This window comes from Cupriavidus alkaliphilus, from assembly GCF_900094595.1.
Taxonomy (GTDB): domain Bacteria; phylum Pseudomonadota; class Gammaproteobacteria; order Burkholderiales; family Burkholderiaceae; genus Cupriavidus; species Cupriavidus alkaliphilus.
Genome location: NZ_FMAD01000006.1, coordinates 126,064 through 150,429, shown reverse-complemented (window position 1 = coordinate 150,429; position 24,366 = coordinate 126,064). Strand labels below are relative to the sequence as shown.

Genomic DNA, 24,366 nt, shown 5'->3' with positions numbered 1-24,366 from the left:
GCGAGGCACCGATCCGGCCTAAGTTGGAGCCATCCCTGCGTGCGTCCAGCGAGGTCCGTATGCCATTCCAGCTGCAATCCACCGCATTCGCTCCCGGGGGCGAGATCCCGGCAGAGCACACCTGCGAAGGCGCCGATATTTCCCCGCCGCTGGCCTGGACCGGCGTGCCGCCCGGCACGGCCAGCCTGGCGCTGATCGTTGACGACCCCGATGCGCCGGACCCCGCCGCGCCGAAAATGACCTGGGTCCACTGGCTGCTCTACAACCTGCCGGCTCATGCCGGTGCACTGCCAGCGGATATCGCCAAGTCCGGGCTGCCAGCCGGCACCCGTGAAGGCTTGAATGACTGGCACCGCAACGGCTACGGCGGCCCGTGCCCGCCGATCGGCCGGCACCGCTACGTCTTCAAGCTCTATGCGCTGGACGTGGCGTTGCCCGACCTCGGCACGCCAGACAAGGCGGCACTGGAGCGAGCCATGCAAGGCCACGTGCTGGCCAAGGCGGAACTGGTCGGCACTTACCAGAAGCTGCAGCGATAGCCTGGCGGTGCGCAGGCCCCGGCCCTGGCGTTTGCCGCTGTTGCACAATACCGGCTTTGCAATCCTTGCATCGACCGGAGATACCGCATGGCAAAGCAGGGCGCACTGGGCCTCAGGGGCATTGCGTTGTTCGAGGCCGCCAAGGGACTGCTGGTGATCGTGGCCGGGCTGGGCCTGGCCGCACTGCTGCATCGCGATGCCCAGGCACTGGCCGAAGCCATCATCCAGCGATGGCATGTCAATCCGGCCAGCCGCTATCCCACCATCTTCCTGTCACTGCTGCAGCATCCCGACAATGCGCGCCTGTGGGCCATCGGCGGATCCGCCGCGGTCTATGCGCTGATGCGCTTTGCCGAGGCCTATGGGCTGTGGCGCGGACTGGCCTGGGGCAACTGGCTCGGGGTGTGGTCGGGTGGCATCTACATCCCGCTGGAACTGTACGAGGCCTTGGTTCATCCCAGCTGGCTGCATGGCGGGCTGGCCGCGGCCAACCTGGCCATCGTGCTCTACCTGGCGCGCGGGCTGCTGGCAAGGTCGACCACCAGGGGGTCGTGATCCGACGACCGGTAGGGGCCGGGCGCATAGAAGTCCGGCGCGGCGCCGGACCCCGGGCGCGGGGCATAGGAGAAGGCCGCGGGCTCGTCGGCATTGACATGCCACGCATGGACGGCAACCACACGCGCCGCGGCGCTGGCGTCGGCCAGCACGTGGTCCAGGTACCCCGCCTGGGCATCATAGACATAGCTGTAGGCGTGCGGGCCGGCAAAGCGCGCGACCAGATCGGCGTAGCCGTGCCGCGCCAGCAGGCGTATCGGATCCTCCATCGCGTAGCTGTTCAGGTCGCCGATCACCAGCACGCCCGCGTCCGCGATGCCGGTCGGCGCGGTGGCCAGCCAGCGGGCCAGGGTGTCTGCGGCCTGCACCCGCGCTGGGTTCCAGCAGCCCTGGCCGTCGCCCTGGTCCGCCTGCGCGCCCGCCGCTTCCACGCAGTTCTTGGATTTGAAGTGGTTGACCACCACCGTCACCGGCGCGCCGCCCGCCGCGGCATGGAAGGTGGCCGCGAGCGGCTGGCGGCTGCGCTCGCCCAGCCATGAGGTGGCGGCCCGCCCGGCGGGCAACGCGGTGCGCGCGTTGTACAGCAACCCGACCGCGATGGCATCGGCGCCTAGCGCAGGGCTGCCGGGATCGATCACGCGCCAGTCCGGCCCCAGCATCGCGGCCAGCTGGCGAATCGCGCCGGTCGGGCCGTAGCCATTGTTCTGGAGCTCCATCAGGCCGATCACGTCGGCGTCCAGGCCGCGCAGCGCGGCCACCAGCTTGGCCTGCTGCCGCGCCAGCGCTGCCGTGTCCTGGGCGCCGCGGTTGCCGGGCGCATCGAGGCCACCGCCCTGGCCGTCGCCATTGAAATAGTTCTGCAGGTTGAAGGCAGCCACCCGCAGCGCGGTGGCGGGATGGCGCGGTGGTGCGGTGCCGCGCGGGTTGGCGCGCTGGTAGACCGGTGCCCCGGCGCCACGCACCGGCTGCAGCCGCCACCGGCCGTGGCGCTGCTCCAGCACGCCCTGCACGCCGGTGACGGTGTCGCCCGCGCGTACCGGATGCTCTGCCGACAGGCGCGGGGGCGGGTAGGGCACCACGGCGGGAAACTGGCGTGTCGAGCCATCGTCGAGCCACAACCGGTTGCGGGCGTTGGCCGTCGCGGCTTGCCGCGCGGCCGGGCCCGGCAACGCCTGTTGGGTAGGCGCGATCGGTCGCCCGTGGCTCACTACCACCGTGCCATAACGGCCAAGTTCATGCGTATCGCTGACGGTCAGCGTCTGTGGCAGGCGCACCAGCATTCCTTCCATTGCAGCGAGGTCGGACTCGCTGGCCAGCGGCAGCGTCAGCGTCTGCGGCGTGACGGACACGCCCTGCGTGCATACCACCGGGGAGCCAGCGAGCGCCAGCTGCGTTTGTCCGAATTTTTCCTCGATCTTTCCGGACACGCGAACCATGTCGCCCACATTGGCGCGGGTGCGTGGCGCATAGACAAAGAGCCCCTCCGAACGACCTGGCCGATGCACGCGCTGCGCATCCGCTGTCTGCAGGAAGAAGCCGCGCAGCCCCCCGTCGCCGCTGAAATCTGCCGTGACGATGGCCTGCAATTCGACCATCCGTCCCGCAAGAGGCGAGGACTGGCCGGGGACGCGCACGTCGGCCAGCGCGGTGGCGGGGCTGCCGCATGGCTGCATTGCAGCATCGGCGCCGGACGGCAGGGCCAGCAGACCGGCCAGGCACAGGGCGGGCAGTGCATTGAGGGCAATGCCGCGTTCAGGAAGAGGCAGGCGCATGGCGGTTTCAGCAGGTCGTGGCAGGGTGGACGATGCTAACCCCCGCGTGTAACGGAATGCTTGCCGCGGGCATGTGACGCCGCGATCGTGCTAAGGTAGTAAAGACCCGCCGGTACCCGACCGGCGCCGGCATCCACTTCATCGCCTACAACGTCATGATCAAGGAAATCGCGCAAATCACCATCAAGCCCGGCATGGACAAGCAGTTCGAGCATGGCGTGAGCCAGGCCACGCCGCTGTTCCTGCGCTCGCACGGCTGCCACGGCGTGCAGTTGTTCCGCTCGATCGAGCAGCCGGACCAGTACACGCTGGTGGTGGACTGGGAAACCGTGGACGACCATATGGTCCTGTTCCGCGAATCGCCTGAGTTCCAGCAATGGCGTGGCCTGGTGGCGGAGACCTTTGCCGCGCCGCCCAACGTGCACCACGAGTCCAAGGTCCTGTAAGCCCGCGCCATGAACACCCGGCCCGATCGTCCCCGCCATTTCTCGATGCTGCGCGAACTGCAGCTGGCCGATGTCTTCACGCTCGGCAACGCGGCCTGCGGCATGGGGTCGGTGTTCTTCGCGATGTTCTTCGTCGCGGACCAGCAGCTGTCGCATTTCTACACGGCGGCGGCGCTGGCCCCGCTCGCTTTTATCTTCGACGTGCTCGACGGGCGCATCGCGCGCTGGCGCCACGCGCATTCGGCGCTGGGGCGCGAGCTGGACTCGCTGGCCGACGTGATCTCGTTTGGCGTCGGCCCCGCCACGCTGGCCTTTGCCGCCGGCATGCGCGGCGGCTGGGACCTGGCGGTGCTGATCTACTTTGTCTGCTGTGGCGTCAGCCGGCTGGCGCGCTTCAACGTCACCGCCGAATCGCTGGCGGCCGGCAGCGACAGCGGCAAGGTCGCGTACTTCGAAGGCACGCCCATCCCCACCAGCGTGCTGCTGACCGCCGTGCTGGCATGGTGCGCCTCGCAGGGCCTGCTGGGCGGCGAACTGCCGGGCGGCGCATGGGTGCTGGGTCCCGCCGTGCTGCATCCGCTGGTGCTGCTGTTCGCGCTGTCGGGCACGCTGATGGTCAGCAAGACCCTGCGCATCCCGAAGTTCTGAAGGCGCCCGCCATCATGCGGCCGCGGGCTCCGTCCGTTCGGCCGTACGCGTGCGGCTGACCGTCAACGCCATCAGCGCGGCCACCAGGCACGCCGCCCCCGCCGCGTAGAGTGCCGGCGTATAGGTCAGCAGCAGCGTGCGGCTCAGCCCCGCGCCGAACGCCGCCACGGCCGCGCCGATCTGGTGGGCCGCGAAAATCCAGCCGAACACCATTGGCGCGCGCTCGCGCCCGAAAGCGGTGGCCGCCAGCTTGACCGTCGGCGGCACGGTGGCGATCCAGTCGAGGCCGTAGAACATCGCAAAGATCGACAGCCCGTACAGCGTGAAGGTGGAGTGCGGCAGCCAGAACAGCGACAGGCCGCGCAGCGCGTAGTACCAGAACAGCAGCTTGCGGCTGTCGTAGCGGTCGGAGAGCCAGCCCGACAGGATGGTGCCGACAAAATCGAACGCGCCCATCATGGCCAGCGCCGACGCCGCCGGCACCGGGCCCATGCCGAAGTCGCCGCACAGTGCGATGAAATGCGTCTGGATCAGGCCGTTGGTGCTCAGGCCGCAGATGAAGAAGGTGCCCGCCAGGATCCAGAATGTTTGCGTCCGCGCGGCTTCGCGCAGCACGCGGAATGGCCCCCGCAACGTAAAGGGCGCGGCCGCAGGGGCGGCGGGCAGCGTGACCGGGTGGGACGGCACTTCGCCGAACGCCGCCAGGCCGACATCTGCGGGCCGGCTGCGCATCAGCCCGAACACCAGCAGCGCCAGCGCCGCGCAGGCGGCCAGCACCGGCAGCACGGCCACGCGCCAGCCCATATGCTCGATCAGCCAGGCCGCCACCGGCAGGAATGCCAGTTGCCCGGTGGCAGCGCTGGCCGTCAGGATGCCGATGACCAGGCCGCGCCGCGCGCTGAACCAGCGGTTGGCCACTACGGCGGCCAGCACCAGCGCGGTCAGCCCGGAGCCGACCCCGAGCATCAGGCCCCACGCAACGAAGAGCTGCCACAACTGCGTCGACACCGTGGCCAGCGCCATGCCGCCGGCAATCAGCGCCAGCGCGGCGCAGACCACGTTGCGCACGCCGAAACGATCCATCAGCAGCGCCGAGAACGGCGCCATCAGCCCGAACAGCGCGAAGCGGAAGGCCAGGATCGACGAGATCTGGTCGGTGTTCCAGCCCATCTCCCGGCTCAGCGGCTGCAGGAAGGCCCCGGGCAGGCCCAGCGCGGCCGAGGTCGTCAGCATCACCAGGAAGGTCAGGGCGGCGATCAGCCACGCGTAGTGGATGCCGCGCCGGTCGAGCCGGCTGGAAAGGGCTTGCGCGAACATGGGGTTCTCGTGGTCTGGGTTTCGGTGCGGGTCGGAGAGGGCAAAGGAAGGGCATCCCGCTGCGTTCAGCCGCGGGTTGCCGATCAGTCTTCAGGAAAAAAGCTTGGTACTAGCCGGTGCTGCCCAGCAGGTGAGCCCGCACCGCGCTCAGCATCTCGTCGGAGAGCGGATCGCCTTCGGTAGCGCGCGCCAGCGTCAGGGCGCCAACCAGTAAAGCCATGCGCACCAGCGCCTGGTCGTGGCGTTCGTGCGGATCGTCAGACGCCACGGTTTGCGCCATGTCATCGATCATGGTTCGCAGCCCATCGGCATAGGCCTGGCGCACCGGTTTGCCGGCGGGCTCGCGGGCGACATCGACGGCCAGCGCGGCGGCCGCGCAGCCGACCCCGGGGTTGGCACAATGCGCGGCCGTCAGGTAGGGCTCGACCAGATTGGCGAGCATGGCCTTGCGATCCCCGCCGGCCCGTGCAAGGCGGCGCTCCCAGCGGGCGGTCGATTCCTCGAACGCGCGCTTGCAGGCCTGCGCCGCCAGCGCGTCCTTTGACGCAAAGTGGCCATAGAAGCCGCCATGGGTCAGGCCGGCACCCGCCATCAACTCCGCCACGCTGACGCCGTTGAGGCCGCGCTCGCGGAACATCCGCGACGATGCCTGTTCGATCGCCTCGCGGTTCTTGTCGGTTTGCTCGCGTGATGCACGTGCCATCTGCAGACCTCGTTGGGAATTTAGCTCTCTCGAAGCTTAGATGACGATGATCATTTATTCAATAGATGTTGGGCATCATTTATTCTGCTTTGCGGAGGGATAATGTGCATACATATGAATGCGTCTTCAGCAAGCTGAAGCGTTTTCCCGTATCGTCTTGCCTGAATGACCGCCCCGGCCTGCAGTGCGCCCCCGCACCGCCGAATCCGGCCACGGCGGCAACCGGTACAGACAGTGTCCAGCACAGCCCCTCTCCAGACCGCCTCCGCGGCGGACGCCATGACCTCGCGCGAGCGGCGCGGCATGGCTGCCATCCTGATTGCAGTCGCCCTTGCCACCCTCGATACCGCCATCGCCAATACGGCGTTGCCATCGATTGCGGCGGACCTGCGCGCCACCCCGGCGGCTTCGGTCTGGGTGATCAACGCCTACCAGCTCGCCATGGTGGCGACGCTGCTCCCGTTCGCGGCGCTGGGCGGCGTGGTTGGCCACCGGCGCATCTACCTGGGCGGTGTGCTGCTGTTCACGGCGGCTTCGGTGGTGTGCGCGCTGGCGTGGTCGCTGCCGACACTGGCGGCGGCGCGGGTGCTGCAGGGCATCGGCGCGGCGGCCATCATGAGCGTCAACACGGCGCTGATCAGCGCGATCTTTCCCACGCACCGGCTTGGCCGCGGGCTGGGGTTGAATGCGCTGGTGGTCGGGGTTTCGTTCGCGGTGGGGCCGACGGTGGCGTCGGTGATCCTGTCGTTCGGCACGTGGCCTTGGCTGTTTGCCGTCAACCTGCCGATCGGCCTGCTGGCGCTGGCGATCGGCCGCGGTTCCCTGCCGCAGACGGCGCGCAGCACGCATGGTTTCGATCGCGTGGCCGCGGTGCTCAGCGTGATTGCCTTTGCTGCGCTGATCCTCGCGCTGGGCGAGGGCGCGCAGCGCGCGCCGCTGCACCTGTCGCTGGCCGCGGCGGGCATCTTTGCGGTGGCGTTCGCGCTGCTTTTGTGGCGTGAGCGCGGCCATCCGGCGCCGATGCTGCCGGTAGACCTGTTCCGGCGGCCGATGTTCGCGCTGTCGACGCTGACCGCGGTGTGCTCGTTCGCCGCGCAAGGCCTGGCCTTTGTCTCGCTGCCGTTCTACTTCCAGCACGTGCTGGGGCGAGGGCAGGTGGAAACCGGCTTCCTGCTGACGCCATGGTCGGTGGTAGTGGCGCTGATCGGGCCGCTGGCCGGGCGCTTGTCTGACCGCTACCCGCCGGCCGTGCTGGGCGGCGTGGGGCTGGCGGTGCTCAGTGCCGGCATGCTGTCGCTGGCGCTGCTGCCGGACAACCCGAGCACGCTCGATATCGGCCTGCGCATGTGCCTGTGCGGCGCCGGGTTCGGCTTCTTCCAGTCGCCTAATCTCAAGGCCCTGATGACCAGCGCCCCGCGTGAGCGCAGCGGCGGCGCCAGTGGCGTGGTGGCTACGGCGCGGCTGCTGGGACAGGCCACCGGCGCGGCGCTGGTGGCGCTGTGCTTTGGCCTCGCCGGCGACCATGGCCCCGGCATGGCGCTGGCATTGGGCGCGGCGTTTGCCGGCGCCGGCGCCGTGGCCAGCTGGATGCGGCTGGCCGCCGCCGACGCGCGCGCGTAGGCTGGAACCGCCCGGTTGCGTATCAGTTCAGGCGTGTGATCCGGTTCGCCGCGCTCGGGCCGACCGGTGATCTTGCCTTGAAGTAGTCTTCGAAGACATCGATGTCGACTGGCCCGGCCTGCTGGTTCGTGCCCTGCTTCAGCACCGTGAAGTTGTCACCGCCCGAAGCCATGAAGTTGTTCACCGTGACGCGGTAGGTCTTGGCCGGCTCGATCGCTATGCCGTTGAGCTTGAGCGAGGCCGGATCGACACGGTTGCCCTGGCCCGCGACGGCGCCTGCGGGCTTGCTGGCATCCCAGGTATAGGTGAAGCCGCTGGAAACCTGCAGCACCCGCCCGCCCGCAGGTTGCGGCGCCTCCCATTGCTGTTCCAGCAGGCGGAGGATCTGCGCGCCGGTCAGGTCCATCGTCACCATGCTGTTGCCGAAGGGCATCACGGCGTAGAGCTGCCCGAACGTGGTCTGGCCACCGGTGGCGGCGTCGTACACCAGGTTCTGGCGCAGTCCGCCGGGATTGGTGAAGGCGATCACGGCCGGCCCGAACGACGCATCGGAAGTGCCGGCCAGGTAGGCGTCGGCCACCAGGTCGCCCAGTGCCGACTCGCCCGCGGCAGTCTGGGTGCGATCGATGGTGGCGGTAATGGCGCCGACGACCGCGTTCTTGATCGGCGCGGTCAGTTCCACGTAACGCCTGACCATCGCGTCGACGGCGCTGTCTTTGGCAAGCGCGGTGTAGCCGGCAGGCAGCGCGATCGGATTTCCGTTGTTGTCCTTGATCACCAGATCATTGACCGCGACACGGTTGTTGGCCACCTTGGCCGAGACCTTGCGCGTCGACGGATCGATCGTGATATCGATTTCCGAGGCCAGCCGGCCGTAGAAGCCCGTCTGCGTCAGCAGCTTGCCGTCCGGCCGGGTGCAGACATATTCCTGGTGGGTGTGGCCGCTGATCACGATATCTACGGCGGGGTCCAGCTTGTCGACGATCGACACGACAGTACCGTTCAGTCCCGGGCAGCTCTTGTCGTTCACCGTGCCCGCCGTGGTCGAACCGCCTTCATGGAGCAACACCACGATGGCATTGACGTTCTGCTGCCGCAGTTCAGGAATCAGCTTGTTGACCGTGTCCGCCTCGGCCTCGAAGGACAGTCCCGCCGTGCCCGCGGGTGTCACCACCGACGGCGTATCCTTCAGCGTCATGCCGATGAAGGCCACCTTGGCCCAGTCAAAGGTCTTGATCTGGTATGCCGGCAGCAGCGGCTTGCCGGTCGCCTGGTCGATGACATTGGCAGCCAGGTACTGGAACTTCGCCCCGGCGTACGCGCCGTTGGTCATGCACGTATCCACGCCGACAATGCCGCGCCTGCCGTCAGCCGACCTGGGAAAGCAGCCGCCGTGCTGCAGCCGCAGCAGCTCATCGCGGCCTTTGTCGAACTCGTGATTGCCCACCGACGAGATCTCCAGGCCCATCTGGCCCAGCACATCGATCGCCGGCTCCTCATGGAACGCCCCGGAAACCAGTGGCGAAGCGCCGACCATGTCACCGGCAGCCACCACCACATTGTTCGGGTTCTTCGCCTTCAGGCTTTGGATCAGCGAGGCCAGATACGCGGCACCGCCCGCCGAAACGCGGGTGCCAGCCGGGTTGGCTGCATCCTGGACCACCACGCTGCCGCCCGGCGCTTCCAGATTGCCGTGGAAATCATTGAGCCCGATGATCTTGACCGATACCGGCGCGTCCGCGGCCGGAGCCGGGCTGGGCGCCGCCGGATTGCCCTCGTCACTGCCGGAACCGCAGGCGGCAACGATGCCTGCAAGAGCGAGCGCACCCAGGCTCGCGACGACATACCGTTTGCGTGTCATGTGGCCAATCCTTTGGGAAGCGGCTGCAGGCAGCCACTCTATGGGCCCATCGTGACTGCTTCATGACGCGGGGATGTCATGCCATGGCGCTAACCTGGAGCGCCATCAACGCCATGCACCCAATGCCAATGCATCGCTACCTGATCGCCTGCACGCTCGCTGCTTGCGCGGGCATGGGCCACGCCCGCGCTACCGAACTGCCGCCAGCCGTGACGCTGGCAAGCCGGCATGCCATGGCGGCTTGCCAGGAATTCATGCATGACGATGCCGACGAATACCGTGCCTGCATCGACGCCGTCGCCCGCGAAATTCCGCGCGGGCGCAAGGATACGAAGGCCCGGTTGCTCGGGCATTACTACTATGCGTGGGTCGGGGCCAATAGCTCGGCGCGCCTGTCGTTACCCGGAGCCGAGGCGGCGGCGCGGGTCTATCTGCGGGAATTCCGTGCCTTGCAGCGCCAGCTCGGGATGGATGACAAGACGTTGTGCAAGGCGGTGCCGGGGGATTGTGGGCAGCGGGTGGGGGTGATTGAGAAGATGGAAAGGGAGAAGGGGCGGTGAAGGGGGGAAATTGCTCGGCGCAAAAATTGAACGCCGCTAGTCGCTGTAGGCCCGGAGCAGGTCACGTATCTCTTCTTTGGTCAACTGGCCAGTGGCGAGCGCAGCCGAAAAGTCATCCTTCCCCAGCGGAAAGCGCGCGAGCAGCGAGTGAAGGCTCTCTTTGTCCAAGGGCGTAGCAGTCAGCGGATCCAGCCAGAATTTCTCCGTTGCTTCCCGAGTGTCCAGCTTTGTGCTCTCCACATTGATGTAGACCTTGTATCGGACAAAACCCTCGGGGAAAGCGCGATCAAGATACAGAGATGTGCCCCCGGGGCAGGATAGCGGCAGGGCTGTCTGAGCTGCCCCCAGTGAGCAGCAATGGATACTGCAGCTTGTGTACCCTGGGGACTTCTTCGTGCTCGTGCTTGTGTACCAGGGATGCGCCAGCTATGGCTCCGATGATTGCGGAGAGGATCGGGGTTATTAGGCGCTTCATGGTGCTGTCCATTCCTCCCGGCGCTTATTCGGTCACGCCAGTTGGTGTGTCAAAGTCAGTGGTGACAAGGTTCGCATCACGCAAGCGCCTGGCGTAGGCTACGAGGTCTTTGGGGTACATCCTGTGGTTGATGCCACTGTCATCAAGGTCAAGCAAGTAACTTGTGGCGCCGGCCTCGAAAACCCAGTATCCATAGTAGAAGGCTCTATCGTTCTCAATCTTCTTGTGGGCGTTATACCAACGTGCTCCATCCTGAAATCGGTACCATTTATTTACGTAGTCGTTGATGTGCCAAAGCGCGATACCTTTCTCCTCTTGAAAGTAGGGCTCGACAAGCGTTGCATACGGCTTATCAAAAACAACTTCATCCATACCGTCTTGCGGGTCGGAAACATAGTCCGCGATCAACTGTTCGTATAGTGCGTCTTCGTGGCGATTCTGCATCGCAGCTATGATTCGTCTAATGGACCGGCGATCGTGAAGCAAGATCGCTATGCTAATCAGGTGAATGGCTTCCTGGTATTCAACCCGGTTGTTGAAGTCAACCGCCGAAACTGCCAGATCGGTGTCTCCCCGGTCTTTGAATTTCTCGCGTAGAAAGATCCGAAAACGAATGTTCAGTTCATTCCAGCGCACGAACTCGTCTGCAACCAGGCCGAATCCGTTGGCCAGTTCGTTTATGTCAGCCCCAGCGGTATATTCCAGCATCCACAGTCACAAGTAGTGCGAGAAGATCGAGCCTTGGGTGCAGACCAGATAATAGGGGTTGAGGTTTTCTGTTCTAATGCTTGTCCGGCATGCGTCGATGCCTTCAAGCAATTCCGATCGCGCATTCGAATAAAGCGCTTCGTACAGTAGTGGTTGGCGGCGCCTGGCTCCGGAGTTTGCAGTGGTAGCTGGAAAGGCGGCAGGGTGCCTGGTCATTTCTGTCATGATCCCTATGGTGGTGCGAAACCGTCTGTTTGCTTCGGCAATCCATCATGAGTTGGCCTGGTTGCGTTTTGCACCCCGGAGCTTAGCAATGGCGATGTTCAAGCGCATAGGTTAAGTCGGTTGGTGGATCACTCCAAACGCAGCATCCTGCTGAAACTTCACAGTGCTGGATCTGATTGATCGATATCCCACTGCCAGAATGTGGAGCCGTAATCCGTTCCCTTGATTTCAGGGAAAATCTCGCCAGCTTTGAAGAAGCGGCGAGAAGCAGCCTTCGCTGGCGTAAACCACCATCCGTCCCGTGGTGCAGGCGCACCTGCAGCAATACTTCCGGAGTAATTACTTGTGTCGGTTTCTCTATGCAGCCTTCCAAAATCGACCCAATCTTTTGGATAAAATGGTAAATCTCGATAGCTTGAGTCGTCAATATCAAGCACTACAGTAGTGGCTGCTGCTTCCCACGACCAATACCCATAAAACGCGACATCTCCTTCGCCGTGTTGATCGATATAAGGTTCGCGTCTACTCGCGTGATACCACTCATCGAGGTAAGTGCTCATCAAGTGCGGACGGTGTTCAGGATCAGCGGCAAATACCTTAAATAATTTGCGGTAAGGTAGATGGCGCGCGGCTTCATCCGGCGGCTCTCCACGTCCGGGACTAGATGGCGCCACGAGGCGCTCCAGTAAGCCGTCGCTAACGCCCATTTCTAGGTTGCCATAGTCTAGGAATGCCATCACCCTAGGCATCATCGGCGTGTATCCACTGAGAAGCCCAAAACAAACCATACGCAGTGCGACGATCCAGTATTCCTCATCGCGTAAGGTCACATGCGGTGTTAAATATCCTTCGGATTCCGGCGTGGTGTGATAATTTTCATGGAATGCAGCATACTCCTCAGCCCATCTCAAGACGTATGGCCAAACTTGTGCAATCTGTTCTACCGGCGCGCCGGCTGAGTATTGCATGCTCATCCAATCCAGTGCACTCCACAAGCGCTGCTGAGTGGATGTTGAAAGCGCGCCAGGTTTAGCCTTTGCTGCATGCTTTGGTAGGTCCATTGTGACCATTGCGATGCCACCAAGCTTGTCATTAAATCGCTTGTCATAAGTACTGTACCGTAGGCGAGGCTCTCGTCTACGTTCGAACCTGTCGAGAGGCACCCTCCACGCGGACCAGCGCTCCCAGTCGATTCGGTTGTGCTTCATGATTGTCCATGTCTGGGGAATCGTTGCACGTCGGCACTGTCAATTTTGCCGGCGTCCAAAGTCTGCGAGATCCGCCGGATAGAAGGGCTTGTCGCGGAACTCCGCATCATCGATATCAAGAACGATTGAAATTGCCGCCGCCTCGAAGCTCCAATAGCCGAGGTAATTGTGAATACGTCCCTGTGTGTGCGATTCATAATAGGGTTCGTGCCGACTAGCCTTGTACCATGCGTCAAGATAGCTGCTCATCAATGTGACGCGCTCATCTGCCGGCGCATCAAAGATCTTGAGCGCCTTGGAGTAGGGTAGATGTCGTGTGCACTTGCCTGGTGGTGCGCCGCGATGTGACAAGTACGGTGCCACAAGGCGCTCCAGCAACCCATCCATGTCGTCGTTTTCGTAGTCCCACAACGTTGCGATGCTGCGTAGCAGACTGGCGCGCCCCAATAAGATGGCGAGACTTGTCAGGCGAATCGCAGACCAATAATCCCAGTCATAAAGATCAAGATGAGGAACTTTCCGGGTGCCGGCGTTGGGGGTGCCGTGGAACATCACATGATATTTCGCGAACACTTTCCAGCTGGACACCACCTCTGGAAAGAAGTCACGCAGATCGTCCAGCGACCCGCCGGCACTGTAATGTACGTGAATCGCAGCTAGGTAGTCCCAAGCCTTTTGCCTCGTGCCACCCATGACGGCAACAATGGCCTCATTCCGATCTGGGCTTTCTTCTATCCTTTTGACAATGTTCTCATCGGTTATCAGTTTTTGGCTTTCTATTGCATCATTTATTAGGTCAATGTAAGCTTTGGTGTCCAGCCTTGAGTCTCGGGGATTATAAAAGGCGGACTCGGGAATAGGATTGAGTGTTGCCATATCTCTTGATGGCATCGATGCCGCGTCGAATGCCTTGCGTCTTACTCAACCTGGACGGCGATGGTGGCGGCGGCCTGGCTTTCCAGCAAGCGCGCGTGGGCGAGTACACCAGCCTGATCGGGGCATTGTCATGCACGGCTTCGAGCGTTGATTGCTTCTCGTAAGGCGTTTCGTCAGAGCTTTGGATCCGCCTCGTCGATGTCCCATTGCCATATTGTGCTGCCATAATCAGACGAAGCACCGGGCTTAGTTTCTCCCTGCAGGAAATACCGCCGAGATCCGCTTTTTGCGGGAGTCATCCAGTAGCCAGCCTTGGGACAAGGCTGCCCAGCGTCGCAGCGTAGGGTCGTCGCTGTCGCCATATTTGGTCCATCCTCGAGGTTGGAATGTGTTCTTGCCCAGGCGACGAGATCCCGGGGATGATAAAGATAGGGGTGGAGGCTGCTGTCGTCCTCAATATCAAGCAGAAGTACGGCCGCTGCCGCTTCAAATGACCAATATCCATAGTAGCCGCCAGTCCGACCTTCGGCATCAGGCTTGTGTGCGTTGTGCCATGGCGCTCCTGCGAGATCCTTATACCAGCGTTTAAGGAATTTCTGCAGATGTCGTAGTGCATCTTCATTGTCGGTGCTATCCATCGCATCGGCCAATGATTCAAATGGTCTCGTTGCGAGTAGTGTATCGCTCTCGTAGCGATCCATGGGCGCATATGAGAGAAAATCTTCAATCAGGAAATCGGCGCCAACATTTGTTTTATCGGGACCATCCAAAAGCTCAGCAATTCGTGGAAGTAAGTCTCGTCGATGCAGTAAGAAGCAGAGGCTTATCAAACCAAGGCAAGGGCAATATCCATCGAAAGAATCAATCTGGAGGCCGATCGCGTTTGGGTACTTCGTAGTACATACGAAGTTGCTTGATGGCCCGTTCGTGCGCCACCACGACGTTTTCCAACTCGGCGCGCATGGGTTCGATGGGCTCCCCCCCCCTGTGTGTCTCAAAACGAGGAGATTGAAGAGGTCGAAAGCCGCCATGCGATATGATATCAACCAGCCTTCCGCCTCGGAGCTTCCAGAGCCAGCCGGCGTCGATTCGAATAAATCAATTCCCTTTGGTATTTCCTCAAGAGAGCGTTGATAATTACTTTCGCTCAAAAATTGCTGGCGGCGTCGTTCATGAAAATTCACAGATTGTTTCATCATCTTTTGCGTGCCACACCGGTCAACCCCAGTCGCAATGAGCTAGCCCATTTAAAATGAAAAGATGGTCATTTTCGGTAATTAGCGAAGAGCGCTCGACACCGCGATCGATTGCAAGGCATATAATATTCTCCGAGGCATCCGCTCATTCTTGGTAAAATGAGAGGGATCGATTCCAGGTTGTGTATGAGCTCACTTGCTTCAGCCAGAAGAGGATTTTCTTGCGTTCGGTTTCGTTTGGAACAAACGCGGCGGAGTTCGAATCATCAGTGGCACTCATGATGCAATAATAATTTTTTCGAGCTGCCGCCATGGAGCGCAGACGGGACGGACGTGAGTGCAAGTGGGGGAATCCAAGGCCAATTATAGTCTTGGATCCGACTGATCAAGGTCCCACTGCCAAATAGTTGCGCCATAGTCTGACGCAACGACAGGCATGATTTCTCCCTGCCGGAAAAAGCGCCTCGAGCCTGCCTTAGCCGGAGTCATCCAATAGCCAGTCTTGGGACATGGGAGATTGCTATCGCTACGCAGTCGCTCGTGGCATTCCGGTTGCTGCGGAGAGTCAGATGCCTTCTCTACGAAAGTCCAGGTTGTATCCACGGCCTGCGTTACAGGTGAGCCTTTTACGATCGCTTCATATTCAGCGGCCATCTCGTCGTCAAATCCTGCAAAAGGATTTGATACCTTGAGGCCAATTATCCGATAAGCAGGCTGCATCGGTTGGCCTTGAACGCAGAATGCCAGGCTGAAGTTATTTTCGCCGCCAAGCCATTGTGCTGGTACCCAAACGCCGGTACGTGGGCAAGGTTCCCCGGGAGAAATTGTGAAATGGCTGTCAATAGTATGTCGCGGGTATGTTGACGGCGGAGATAAAATTCCAAAATCCTTGGCGTATTTTATGGAGTCAGCCCGATCGCCTGGATGACTATCATCTCGATCAAGATATTTGCGATCATTGGTGATTGAGCTTCGATTCAACCACTGCCTACCTTTAGTGCGATTGTTGCTCAGCGTTGTCTTGCCGGTACCGCAGGCGTAACTCAGCCTTTGGAAAGTGTCATCCCATTGCTTGCGCTGTGCATCACTCATCCAGCCGAGCGGTTGCTCGACCAGCCCCCGGTAATCGGTCGTTGGCTCGTTGAGGGATCCGATCATCGGCATATAATCGCCACCGTTCTCGATAAAGTCGATGCCGCGTCGAATATTGTAAGCGTGGGTCAAGTAGCGGGAAACCCAGTAGTCCAGGCGTGCTTGTCCATGGAGTCGATGGCCCGTCAGAAAATTGTTATGCAATTCCGCAAACTGTTCGCATAAACGGGCACACTCCTCATAATAGCGCAGCGACGTTGATTGGTAAAGAAACCATGCGTCCTGATCTAAGTCGCGTATCGTTTTATAAGGTCGCAAATTTGCTTCGCTCATTGAATGTCGTCCGGTAATGCCAAGATGATTTCATTCGCCTGATTTTTATTCCAATCGGCAAATCCCCAGCCGGTTTCAAAAGGACCCTTCACATGCAAATCATTGGCCTTGTCTCGTGCGACCGCTGTAGCTTTCCGGCCGGTGACGTCTGTCCAAACGATCCGGGTATCTGGTTTGCCGTTGCGATCCAAAAGATTTTCGCCAGACTCAAGGTCAATACGTGGTTGTGAGGGTAGCAGATTGTCGGGAGTTGGAAAGAACACAATCTGATCCGCACCCCCCGGTAGGTGATATGGCGTCCCATCCAAGGGTTGCGAGGCTGCGGGACCGCGCCAAACCGTGAGTGCTTCACCTGGGGGTAGCTCGTAAACTACGTATTGACCATTCTGATTCCATTCAGGCTTGACGGCCAGCTTTTCGCGCCAATCGGCCCGACTCCTGAGGCTTTGAAAGGTCTTCTCGTCTACCCAGAAGATGCCGCCGGCAGCATTCGTCGGGTCTACGATACGATAGAGTTTCCTGGGCCCCGCAATGGTGTCAATTTTAAGTTGTTCTCTTTCAAAGGTGGCTATCAGGTTGGCATCGATCGCCGGTGGGTTTGGTTTGCCAGAGGCAGTTCTTTTTGCCAGCACTTCCTCCAAGGCCAACTCAGCCGCCTTGGCCTCCTCATTGGTGGGAGCCGGGTGAGGGAGATCTTCGGCAATTCGCACCCATTTCGGTGGATTTTTGTTCATCAATTGCGCCGCCCCTTGCGGACTAATTGGCGCAATCCATCCCTTGTTATGCGTCTGCGTATACGCAATCCAGGCATGATCATCCAGCCGCTTGGCTGTGATTTTTAAAATCGTGCGAATCGGGCTAGTGAACTGCTCCAGCCCATTTGCAATTTGTTGTTTGTTCTTTGCAAGAAAGTCAAGAAAGTCGTTCAATTTCTCGCGCGTAGTGCCAGGAACAATATATTTCAATCTTCCGAGCAATTTCTCAGTTTTTTCAGCGGCCGTGAGGAACTGGGTCCTTAACTTGGCGCCGTTGACCAAATTTGCGAGTTCAGCAATCTTCCGAGCACAGAATCGGTAGATGTCAGCCACGCCTTCCTTTGTGGCCCATTTCACCACCCTGGAACTGCTGAGAAACTCGGTAATCTTGGGCAGGGCGGCGTCGAGCGCTTGTTCGGTAGCGCGGCCAAGCTTGCTTGCATCGAAAATTTCATCGACCCGCCGCAAGTACTTGCGAATGTAGACGAAGGCGATCTTGATGACGCCCTTGATTACCGAGCCGACCTCCGGGAAGAAGCCGATAATGGTCAGGGCGATGAAGAACAGGATCAGCTTGTTGCCGGGGTCCTTCCGATACGCACGAATATTCGCACACAGGTCGCGGATGTCGCAGATCGTATCGACGATCGGAATCAGGGAGATGACCATGTCGGCCGCAATCTGGCCGGCAGAACGGTCTTCGTTGAAGTCGCCCTGAATCGCTTCCCATAGCCAAAGGCCGACGCCTTTGTCGTCAGGCTTGGCTTGGCCGCGGACAAGGCCCCATGCCTCTTCTGTCTGTTGTTGGGTGCTCATGCGGTCGTATTCGTCTGGTCCTGGTTTAGCCGTGCTTCCTCTTCACGGATGAGCGGTTCGGTCGCTGCCAGCAAGTCATCCAGGGTGGGACGGGGCACGTCCTTTGCAGCGGGGTTGTTCTTGTATGTGAGCGTGGCCTGACCCCACGGCACGGCTTCTTCCCGCTGCTCCGCAACGCCATTCAGCTTGCCCGTACGCTTGGTGCCATCGGCAAACGTGAGTTCGTATTCGATGTTGCGCATAGGCTGACCTTCATAGCCCAGCAGGCTCATCTCGATCCAGTTAGGCTGGCTCGCTGCGATTGGCAGCGCCGGCAGCGCTGCTGCGTTCCCCCCAGCCCCCACCAACGGATGCCCAGCACCCTTCACCGACAACAACCCCGGCGTCTCAAACGTAATCGCATTCCCATCCAGCACGATCCGCGACGAGCCGCCGTGCAGCACTACCTTCTTCTGCGCCAGCACCTCGATGCCGTCGGTCGATGACGTCACCGTCACGGCCTTGTCCGCCATGACAGCCAGCGCATCGGTATGCGCCTGGATGGAAACCGGTCCCCCAGCCGCAATTGCACGAATCCCATGGTGCTGGCTGAACAGGCTCACGCCCTTGGCTGCCGCCGCGGCGAAGGTGTTGCCGGCGCCGACATGCCAGTCAGCCTGTGCCAGGCCCAGCAGATGCCTTCCGGCAAAAATGCTGGTGGTGGCCTGCGTGGCCAGTGCGATCGAACTGGGCGATTCCGCGACGAGCCATGGTTGCCCGAAGCGCTCGGCGGCGGTGCCCGTATCCGGGCGCCTGGCGTCCTGGTCGTTGACCCGGTCCGGATAACTGCCGTCCTGCTGCGGGTCGATGGCCTTGGTCAGCGGCTCGAAGGCGGCGACGGCGCCCAGCGGCAGCGCCTGTTGCGAGCTGGCGGCGTCGGACAGGCGCTGTGCGGTACGCTCGGCGGCAGTCATCTGCCCGCGCGCCTCGCGGATGTCGAGCATGGTGCCGCCGGCCCTGGCCTGGACGGTGGTCGACAGCAGCAGCCCGTTGCCGGCGCGCACGATGGCCCAGGCGTCGGTGCGCAGTTCGGCGCCGGTGCCGCGCCAGGCGCCGCGTTCACCGCTGGCGGGGGCTTGGGCAATCACGTAGCCAAGGTTGAGCTGGGTGTCAGCGGCCGAGCTGGCCAGGCGCATGCGCAACTGGCCGGTGTTGTCGTCGACTACCCACTGGTTGTAGCCGCCGTCGGCGAGGTTGTGCGAATGCCAGCCGGACAGGGCAGTGTTCAGCGGCGCCTCGCTGGCGGGCCAGGGCAGGGCGTCCTGCTCGTTGTGCAGCTGCGCCACCACCATCGGACGGTCGATGTCGCCATCGAGGTAGGTCAGCATGACCTCGGTGCCGGCGCGGGGCAGGTGATGCGCACCCCAGTTGGGGCCGGCCGCGGCGGTAGCTACGCGCACCCAGGCGGTGACCTGGGTCAGGTCGTCCTGGGCCGGGTCGGCGGCGGTGTCGGCACGGGGGTCAGCCATTGGCGCGCGCAGCCAGGGCAGGCGCACGCGCACGCGGTGATCGCGCTCGGTGGTCAGCGGGGCGCCGCCTTCGGCGATGACGACGGCAGGCTGGCCTTCGGGTGCGGTGGGCTTGGGCGAGTACACCGGCACGATCGGGGCATCGGCGCGCACGGCTTCGAAGCGGTTGCGGTAGCTGCCGGCTTCGATGTCGGACAGGCCCAGCAGCAATGCTACTTCGGCGCCCAGATTGTTGGCTGCTTCATGGCGCACGGCCAGCGTGACGAACTCGTTCGCGGCGGTATCGAAGTGTCCGGTGAGGGTAAAGCGTTCGCCGGCGCCCAGCGCGCGGACGCTGCCTTCGCCCGCATAGCGCAGGTAGCGGCTTTCATGCGCTTGCACCTGCAACTGCGCCGCGCGCCGGGCCGCGTCGGCGTCAGGAAAGCGATAGGTGCCGCGGGTCTCGAAAGATTCCAGCGTCGGCCATTCGCCCAGGCTCTCGCTGCTGCCATCGCCCGCGGTGGCGGCCAGGGACTTATAGTCCCACGAGGCAACCGTGACGGCATTGGTGCCGGTGGCTGCCAGCAACGACCAGTGATCGATGGCGTCTTCGCGCTCGGTCGCGTCGCTGCGGTGGAAGCGGATGCTGGCCTGCGCGCAGGCGGGGCGTTCGGCCTGGGTGTCGAAGATCACCAGGCAATGGCGGGACTGGACCTTGTCCTCTTGACCGGAATGCCCGGCATCGTCCTGCTGATGCTCGAAGCGGTACGACAGGCCTTCCTCGGCCAGCAGGCGCGTGACAAAGGCCAGATCCGTCTCGCGATACTGGCAGCAGATGGAGCGCTTGCGCATCGGCTGGCTGACTGCCATGCGGAATTGAGCGTGCGGGTAATCCGCCAGGACGTCTTCGATGATCTCCAGCGCGGTCTTGTCCTGGTAGACATAGCAATCCGTGCGTGCGCACAGGCGATCGAACCAGGTGCCCACCGTCAGGCGGTAGCGGGCCAGGCCACCGTCGCCGCCGATGGCCGCGCAGGTCTGCACATAGCCGTGCCAGGCGCGGCGCGTGCCGTCGGCAAGCATCAGGCGCAGCGTGATTTCCTCGGAGGCCAGGCGCGCAGTGTCCAGGTGTGCGGATGGGCTAAGGCAATCGATCTGCAGCTGGAAGGGCGTGCAGACCCCCTCCTGCGCGACGAAGCGCTCCACGACCAGATCGTCTGCGGTAAGCGCCGTCTCCAGGGTGATCTGGCGCGTGCGCTGGCCGAGCAGGCCGGACAGCGCGGCCATCGCGGAGGATGGGTAAGAGGACAAGGGCTTCATCGGAGCATCGTCGCGCTAGAGGGGACGGTAGGCGGTCAAGCAGGCGGCAAGACCGTCATCGATGGCATCAACGCGGCATCAGGGCAGCGAGATGGTCAGGTGCGAATAGCGCGGGCCCAGCTTGATCACCTGCGAGTAGCCCTGCAGCGTGTCGCTGGTCTGCGAGCGCAGCGTAGTCGACAGTCCAAGGAAGGCCAGCAGGGCGATCAACGCAAAGACCGCGCCGAAGATCCACAGCGGGGTTTCGCGCTTGAGCGCGTGAGAGATCTTGTCCGGGATCGGCCATTGCGGGGCGAAGGCGGCACGCTTGCCCTTGATTGCCGAGATCTCGTCGCCAAGGCGCGCGGTCAGGTAGGCCAGCTTCTCCGGCCCCTCCAGGATGTACTTGCCGCGGAACCCCAGCAGCAGGCACATATGGAACACTTCCAGCGCCTGCAGGCGCGGGGCGCCCTGCGCGCGCAGTTCTTCCAGCTTGGTGAAAAACCCTTCGCCCGCCAGCTGCTCGCCGAACAGCACCAGTTGCAGCGGACGCCGCTCCCACGTGCTGCGGATGCTGAAGCTGGACGCGAGGATGGTCTCATCGATGGCGGCGCAGAACGCGTACTTGGCATCGAAGATGTCTTCGGCCGAGACGTTGAGCCGCTTGGCGCCGCGCTCGAAGTCATCGAGGAAGTCGCGTACCTTCTGCAGGAACTCCTCGGCGCTGCCCGGTTGCTGGCCGTTGCGCAGCAGAAACAGCATAAAGAAGCCGTCGTAGAGCAGGTCGAGCAGGGTGCGCGCGTGCATGGCGCCGTCGGCGGAGCCTCCGGCGGCAGGGGAAGGCTGGCCGGCCGGCGCAGCACCGAACAGCGAAGGCGTGGAGGTAGCGCTCATGAAGTCACCGCAATCAGTTCAAGTTTGAGTTCCCGGATGCCGGCCGGGGTGTAGATGGTGATGGTCTGGGCCTGCAGCATGCGGTCGTAAAGCGCGCCGCGCGCCTCGATCGCGAAATAGCACGCGCCAGGACGCACCGGGATGGCGGGCGGCACCTGCGGCGTGTAGCTCAGCGGCACGCCCGGCATCGACGACAGCACCAGCTTGTCCACGTCGTCCGGAGCGCCGACTTTGAAGCGGCTTGGGATGGCCTCGACCAGCTCGGCAACGGGCATGTCGGCGCTGACTGACAGGTAGAAGCTGGTCTTGTCGTCGATCTTGCCGGAATCCAGCCGACCCAGATGGAACGAGGGGCGGGTCTCGTCCAGCGCGATCGAAAAGTAGCGCGTAGAGATGACGGTATCGAGCAGGTCGCGGATGATGCTGTCCAGCCGCGCAAAGACCGGGCCCGGGCTGTCGTGGTCATAGACCGGAAGATCGGCCAGCGTGTGGCTCTTCGAAAAGGTCATTAGCGCGCCGGCCAGGCGCAGCATTTCCTGGAAGAGGCGCTCGGGATGCAGCTCGGGATGGTGGAACAGGTGCGCCAGCGCAGCGAAAGAAGCGTTGGCAGTGTGCAGCAGCCAGAACGACGCGATATCGCCCGAGCGGAATTCAATGATGTTCTTGGTGGGTTCGCGATGGAAGCCGTACAGTGCATTGACCTTGGCCTGCAGCGCGTCGATCAGGCGCCGCAGGCGCAGGTACAGCACGGCCGATGCATTGATCGACAAGCTGGGGGCGACAAAGGTCTCGTCCAGTTCGAAGCCGCCGGTCGCGGTGCGCCGGATGCGCACGACCGGCAGAGAGATGAACTGGTCGCGCGGCTCGGTCTCGGCCACCAGCCGTACCGCCTTTTTCAGGTAAGTGATGGCTGCCGGTTCAGCCTCGGTGAACAGGTCCGACGTTTCGGTCTGCAGGCCGACATAGCGGGACGACAGCGATCCTTCCGCGTCGTCGCGGTAGTTGCCGCCGGCGTCATGCAGCGGCTGCAGGGCCAGGTAGAAGGTCAGTTCCGAAGTGCCGGCGGGAATGGCGTCAAGCACCACGGGTGGCGGCAGTTCGTCGGCCTGGGGCGCGGAATACAGCTCGCCGTCGGGGAAGAACAGCGACAGCTCGGTCACGCGCAGCACCCCGCTGGCAAGCGCATCCGTGTCAAAACTGGCATTGCGCACGCCCCAGCCGTAGGGCTGGATCACTTGCGCAGTGGCGTGCAGGCGCGACTCATGGTATGCGTCCTGCCGCTGGAAATGCTGGGGCCGCAGGAACAGGCCTTCGCCCCACAAAATCTTGGCGGAATAACTCACGTTTGCCTTTGTTGTCCTTGTTGGTGCCTGGTCGGCTAGTTCAGGTGCGGCAGCCGGCTGCCGAGACGAGGTTCAGATTGCTGCTGGCCGCGGCACCCGCCGGCGTGATGGCATCGCCGACGGTCAGCGTCATGGCGCAGGCGTGCAGGCCGATGGTGATCCCGGACTTTTCGCTCTTGGCAGTGTCAAAGGCGAATTTCCAGCGCTGCGGGGCAGGGCTGCGAAACAGTGCCACCACGCCGAACGTTCCCGCTTCGCGCGTGACCTTTTCCACGATTTCATAGCGCTGGCCAGGAATTAGAGTCATCTCTCTAACCTGGACCAGGTCAGCGCCCAATGTCTTCTGTTCTCGTTGCGGGTCGATGAAGGTATCGAACGGCGCCTGCAGGAAACTGGTGGGATCCTTCAGCTTGTAGAGCCGCACCACGATGGCAGCCGGCCGGTTATCAGCTGCCGCATTCAGGTTGTTGCCGGCGTACAGCTTCAGCGGGACTTCGCGCGGCGGCTTCTGGGATTCCGGCACGTTGGACGGCTTGAGGCCAACGGCTTCCAGCGCGCCGCTGGCTGCGCCCGCCAGCAGCGTGCCGCCGACCGAGCAGCCTGTCAGCGCCGCAATGCAAACGGCCGCGGCCAACGCGCCCAGTCCGGCGCGCTGGCCCGTGACGTGGCGGCGCGGGGCATGAGCGGCTGGCTCGCTGTACGGCTCCAGACTGAATTCAATTTGTCGCATGACAGAAGTAAGAACTATCTAATTCAGCAGACGGAGACTTATCCGACAAAACAGTAGAGAACTACCAAAAAGTACTAATGCTGACAATATCAGCCGATCTGTTGTCAGCCGTAAGCGGCAGAGTGTACTATTCCGGCCAATTCGGGTTCAACACAGTTCTGACATTATTGGCATTTGGCACTTTTCCCAAACGGATCTTGCCAGGGCCAGGCCCGGATCGCCCCGCCGCAATCTTGAACTTTCACAGAGACTCGCCGTGAACGACTACAAGCCCAAGTCAGGAATCCAACGCACCCTGGTGATGCTGGCCAGCTCCGCCGTGCTGCTGGCCGGCTGCGCAACCTCCAATCCGGGACCGCAGAGCGATGAGTCGTTCAAGCAAAGCATGTCCGAGGCCGAGGCGGCACTGACCAGCGGCCAGCGCGACCAGGCCCTCAGCCTGTTCGAGCAGATCGCCAAGAACAATCCGACGCGCGAAGAGCCGTGGTCGCGCATGGCGCAGATCCAGTTCGGCGCCGAGCACTACCCGCAAGCAATCGTCGCGGCCGAAGAAGCGCTGCAGCGCGACGCCACCGACCGCAAGGCCAAGAGCGTGCTGGCGGTCAGCGGCCTGCGCGTGGCGCGCCGCTCGCTGCAGGAACTGCGCGCCGACAGCGCCCTGGCTGGCGACGTCCGCTCCGATGCCCAGTTGCTGGCCCAGATGCTGCGCGACACGCTGGGCGAGCAAGTGCTGTTCCCCCGCGACAAGAATGCCGCGCCCGCGGCCAAGCCGGTGCCGCGCCGCCGTGCCGCGCCTGCCAAGCCGACGGCCGCCGCAGCGCAACCGGCGCAGGCGGCACAGCCCGCGGCTTCGGGCGGCGGCAGCGCAGACCCGTTCGGCGCCCTGCGCTGATTCCCAGACCGGATTC

At 62.7% G+C, this 24,366-nt stretch carries 22 protein-coding genes; 7 read left to right on the top strand and 15 right to left on the bottom strand.

Going from position 1 to position 24,366, the window contains the following annotated elements; genetic code table 11:
* Positions 1-59: 59 nt before the first annotated feature.
* Together GA0116996_RS28495 and GA0116996_RS14470 are read left to right on the top strand one after the other, a co-directional pair.
* The gene (locus GA0116996_RS28495; protein ID WP_116601615.1) at positions 60-539 is read left to right on the top strand and encodes a YbhB/YbcL family Raf kinase inhibitor-like protein; all 480 of its coding nucleotides are present in this window, start codon (positions 60-62) and stop codon (positions 537-539) included.
* An 87-nt stretch (positions 540-626) separates the two neighbouring features.
* Positions 627-1,094 (top strand): DUF2127 domain-containing protein, encoded by a 468-nt coding sequence (locus tag GA0116996_RS14470; RefSeq protein WP_092312662.1) that lies wholly within the window; start codon positions 627-629, stop codon positions 1,092-1,094.
* On the opposite strand, the gene GA0116996_RS14465 is transcribed toward GA0116996_RS14470, so the two are convergent.
* Positions 1,046-2,866 carry an ExeM/NucH family extracellular endonuclease gene (locus tag GA0116996_RS14465; RefSeq protein WP_092312659.1) on the bottom strand — a complete coding sequence of 607 codons (1,821 nt, stop codon included), beginning with the start codon at positions 2,864-2,866 and terminating at the stop codon, positions 1,046-1,048. The genes GA0116996_RS14470 and GA0116996_RS14465 overlap by 49 nt on opposite strands.
* Positions 2,867-3,021: 155 nt before the next feature.
* Between GA0116996_RS14465 and GA0116996_RS14460 the strand changes: the two genes are divergently transcribed.
* Positions 3,022-3,312 carry an antibiotic biosynthesis monooxygenase family protein gene (locus GA0116996_RS14460; RefSeq protein ID WP_025581601.1) on the top strand — a complete coding sequence of 97 codons (291 nt, stop codon included), beginning with the start codon at positions 3,022-3,024 and terminating at the stop codon, positions 3,310-3,312.
* Positions 3,313-3,321: 9 nt separating this feature from the next.
* Positions 3,322-3,960 (top strand): CDP-alcohol phosphatidyltransferase family protein, encoded by a 639-nt coding sequence (locus GA0116996_RS14455; protein WP_092312656.1) that lies wholly within the window; start codon positions 3,322-3,324, stop codon positions 3,958-3,960.
* 12 nt (positions 3,961-3,972) lie between these two features.
* On the opposite strand, the gene GA0116996_RS14450 is transcribed toward GA0116996_RS14455, so the two are convergent.
* The gene (locus tag GA0116996_RS14450) at positions 3,973-5,277 is read right to left on the bottom strand and encodes an MFS transporter (protein WP_092312653.1); all 1,305 of its coding nucleotides are present in this window, start codon (positions 5,275-5,277) and stop codon (positions 3,973-3,975) included.
* A 109-nt stretch (positions 5,278-5,386) separates the two neighbouring features.
* Positions 5,387-5,980 (bottom strand): TetR/AcrR family transcriptional regulator, encoded by a 594-nt coding sequence (locus GA0116996_RS14445; protein ID WP_092312650.1) that lies wholly within the window; start codon positions 5,978-5,980, stop codon positions 5,387-5,389.
* A 279-nt stretch (positions 5,981-6,259) separates the two neighbouring features.
* Between GA0116996_RS14445 and GA0116996_RS14440 the strand changes: the two genes are divergently transcribed.
* The gene (locus GA0116996_RS14440) at positions 6,260-7,600 is read left to right on the top strand and encodes an MFS transporter (protein ID WP_092312647.1); all 1,341 of its coding nucleotides are present in this window, start codon (positions 6,260-6,262) and stop codon (positions 7,598-7,600) included.
* 22 nt (positions 7,601-7,622) lie between these two features.
* Here GA0116996_RS14440 and GA0116996_RS14435 read toward each other — a convergent pair whose 3' ends face one another.
* Positions 7,623-9,461: a bifunctional metallophosphatase/5'-nucleotidase gene (locus GA0116996_RS14435; RefSeq protein WP_167355512.1), complete on the bottom strand. Its 1,839-nt coding sequence runs from the start codon at positions 9,459-9,461 to the stop codon at positions 7,623-7,625.
* 83 nt (positions 9,462-9,544) lie between these two features.
* Between GA0116996_RS14435 and GA0116996_RS14430 the strand changes: the two genes are divergently transcribed.
* Positions 9,545-10,021 carry a hypothetical protein gene (locus GA0116996_RS14430; RefSeq protein WP_244159870.1) on the top strand — a complete coding sequence of 159 codons (477 nt, stop codon included), beginning with the start codon at positions 9,545-9,547 and terminating at the stop codon, positions 10,019-10,021.
* A 499-nt stretch (positions 10,022-10,520) separates the two neighbouring features.
* Here GA0116996_RS14430 and GA0116996_RS14420 read toward each other — a convergent pair whose 3' ends face one another.
* From GA0116996_RS14420 to tssJ, 11 genes are all read right to left on the bottom strand, one after another.
* Entirely contained in the window at positions 10,521-11,204 is a 684-nt protein-coding gene (locus GA0116996_RS14420) for a PoNe immunity protein domain-containing protein (protein WP_092312644.1), read from the bottom strand.
* Positions 11,205-11,587: 383 nt separating this feature from the next.
* Positions 11,588-12,637, bottom strand: a complete 1,050-nt coding sequence (locus GA0116996_RS14415) for a PoNe immunity protein domain-containing protein (protein ID WP_092312641.1) — start codon at positions 12,635-12,637, stop codon at positions 11,588-11,590.
* A 39-nt stretch (positions 12,638-12,676) separates the two neighbouring features.
* Positions 12,677-13,513 carry a PoNe immunity protein domain-containing protein gene (locus GA0116996_RS14410; protein ID WP_092312638.1) on the bottom strand — a complete coding sequence of 279 codons (837 nt, stop codon included), beginning with the start codon at positions 13,511-13,513 and terminating at the stop codon, positions 12,677-12,679.
* 173 nt (positions 13,514-13,686) lie between these two features.
* Entirely contained in the window at positions 13,687-14,712 is a 1,026-nt protein-coding gene (locus GA0116996_RS14405) for a PoNe immunity protein domain-containing protein (RefSeq protein ID WP_244159868.1), read from the bottom strand.
* 142 nt (positions 14,713-14,854) lie between these two features.
* Positions 14,855-14,989, bottom strand: coding sequence for an Imm71 family immunity protein (locus tag GA0116996_RS28625; protein WP_167355511.1), 135 nt, complete (start codon positions 14,987-14,989; stop codon positions 14,855-14,857).
* 83 nt (positions 14,990-15,072) lie between these two features.
* Positions 15,073-16,134: a hypothetical protein gene (locus GA0116996_RS14395; RefSeq protein WP_092312632.1), complete on the bottom strand. Its 1,062-nt coding sequence runs from the start codon at positions 16,132-16,134 to the stop codon at positions 15,073-15,075.
* Positions 16,131-17,705: a hypothetical protein gene (locus GA0116996_RS14390; protein WP_092312629.1), complete on the bottom strand. Its 1,575-nt coding sequence runs from the start codon at positions 17,703-17,705 to the stop codon at positions 16,131-16,133. Before GA0116996_RS14390 ends, GA0116996_RS14395 begins: the two co-directional genes overlap by 4 nt.
* Complete coding sequence (locus tag GA0116996_RS14385) at positions 17,702-20,512, bottom strand: type VI secretion system Vgr family protein (protein ID WP_092312626.1); 2,811 nt, start codon at positions 20,510-20,512, stop codon at positions 17,702-17,704. The genes GA0116996_RS14390 and GA0116996_RS14385 overlap by 4 nt, the downstream gene beginning before the upstream one ends.
* A gap of 78 nt (positions 20,513-20,590) precedes the next feature.
* Positions 20,591-21,385 carry a type IVB secretion system protein IcmH/DotU gene (gene icmH / locus GA0116996_RS14380; RefSeq protein ID WP_092312623.1) on the bottom strand — a complete coding sequence of 265 codons (795 nt, stop codon included), beginning with the start codon at positions 21,383-21,385 and terminating at the stop codon, positions 20,591-20,593.
* Entirely contained in the window at positions 21,382-22,728 is a 1,347-nt protein-coding gene (gene tssK, locus GA0116996_RS14375) for a type VI secretion system baseplate subunit TssK (protein WP_092312620.1), read from the bottom strand. Before tssK ends, icmH begins: the two co-directional genes overlap by 4 nt.
* A 40-nt stretch (positions 22,729-22,768) precedes the next feature.
* Positions 22,769-23,458, bottom strand: coding sequence for a type VI secretion system lipoprotein TssJ (tssJ, locus tag GA0116996_RS14370; protein ID WP_244159867.1), 690 nt, complete (start codon positions 23,456-23,458; stop codon positions 22,769-22,771).
* A gap of 301 nt (positions 23,459-23,759) precedes the next feature.
* Between tssJ and GA0116996_RS14365 the strand changes: the two genes are divergently transcribed.
* Entirely contained in the window at positions 23,760-24,350 is a 591-nt protein-coding gene (locus GA0116996_RS14365) for a tetratricopeptide repeat protein (protein ID WP_092313327.1), read from the top strand.
* The last annotated feature ends 16 nt before the right edge of the window (positions 24,351-24,366 follow it).

Bases quoted from the DNA above. Each gene is read 5' to 3' on its own strand.
- GA0116996_RS28495 (WP_116601615.1), top strand. From the start codon at position 60: ATGCCATTCCAGCTGCAATCCACCGCATTCGCTCCCGGGGGCGAGATC.
- GA0116996_RS14470 (WP_092312662.1), top strand. From the start codon at position 627: ATGGCAAAGCAGGGCGCACTGGGCCTCAGGGGCATTGCGTTGTTCGAG.
- GA0116996_RS14465 (WP_092312659.1), bottom strand. From the start codon at position 2,866: ATGCGCCTGCCTCTTCCTGAACGCGGCATTGCCCTCAATGCACTGCCC.
- GA0116996_RS14460 (WP_025581601.1), top strand. From the start codon at position 3,022: ATGATCAAGGAAATCGCGCAAATCACCATCAAGCCCGGCATGGACAAG.
- GA0116996_RS14455 (WP_092312656.1), top strand. From the start codon at position 3,322: ATGAACACCCGGCCCGATCGTCCCCGCCATTTCTCGATGCTGCGCGAA.
- GA0116996_RS14450 (WP_092312653.1), bottom strand. From the start codon at position 5,277: ATGTTCGCGCAAGCCCTTTCCAGCCGGCTCGACCGGCGCGGCATCCAC.
- GA0116996_RS14445 (WP_092312650.1), bottom strand. From the start codon at position 5,980: ATGGCACGTGCATCACGCGAGCAAACCGACAAGAACCGCGAGGCGATC.
- GA0116996_RS14440 (WP_092312647.1), top strand. From the start codon at position 6,260: ATGACCTCGCGCGAGCGGCGCGGCATGGCTGCCATCCTGATTGCAGTC.
- GA0116996_RS14435 (WP_167355512.1), bottom strand. From the start codon at position 9,461: ATGACACGCAAACGGTATGTCGTCGCGAGCCTGGGTGCGCTCGCTCTT.
- GA0116996_RS14430 (WP_244159870.1), top strand. From the start codon at position 9,545: ATGGCGCTAACCTGGAGCGCCATCAACGCCATGCACCCAATGCCAATG.
- GA0116996_RS14420 (WP_092312644.1), bottom strand. From the start codon at position 11,204: ATGCTGGAATATACCGCTGGGGCTGACATAAACGAACTGGCCAACGGA.
- GA0116996_RS14415 (WP_092312641.1), bottom strand. From the start codon at position 12,637: ATGAAGCACAACCGAATCGACTGGGAGCGCTGGTCCGCGTGGAGGGTG.
- GA0116996_RS14410 (WP_092312638.1), bottom strand. From the start codon at position 13,513: ATGGCAACACTCAATCCTATTCCCGAGTCCGCCTTTTATAATCCCCGA.
- GA0116996_RS14405 (WP_244159868.1), bottom strand. From the start codon at position 14,712: ATGATGAAACAATCTGTGAATTTTCATGAACGACGCCGCCAGCAATTT.
- GA0116996_RS28625 (WP_167355511.1), bottom strand. From the start codon at position 14,989: ATGAGTGCCACTGATGATTCGAACTCCGCCGCGTTTGTTCCAAACGAA.
- GA0116996_RS14395 (WP_092312632.1), bottom strand. From the start codon at position 16,134: ATGAGCGAAGCAAATTTGCGACCTTATAAAACGATACGCGACTTAGAT.
- GA0116996_RS14390 (WP_092312629.1), bottom strand. From the start codon at position 17,705: ATGAGCACCCAACAACAGACAGAAGAGGCATGGGGCCTTGTCCGCGGC.
- GA0116996_RS14385 (WP_092312626.1), bottom strand. From the start codon at position 20,512: ATGAAGCCCTTGTCCTCTTACCCATCCTCCGCGATGGCCGCGCTGTCC.
- icmH (WP_092312623.1), bottom strand. From the start codon at position 21,385: ATGAGCGCTACCTCCACGCCTTCGCTGTTCGGTGCTGCGCCGGCCGGC.
- tssJ (WP_244159867.1), bottom strand. From the start codon at position 23,458: ATGCGACAAATTGAATTCAGTCTGGAGCCGTACAGCGAGCCAGCCGCT.
- GA0116996_RS14365 (WP_092313327.1), top strand. From the start codon at position 23,760: ATGCTGGCCAGCTCCGCCGTGCTGCTGGCCGGCTGCGCAACCTCCAAT.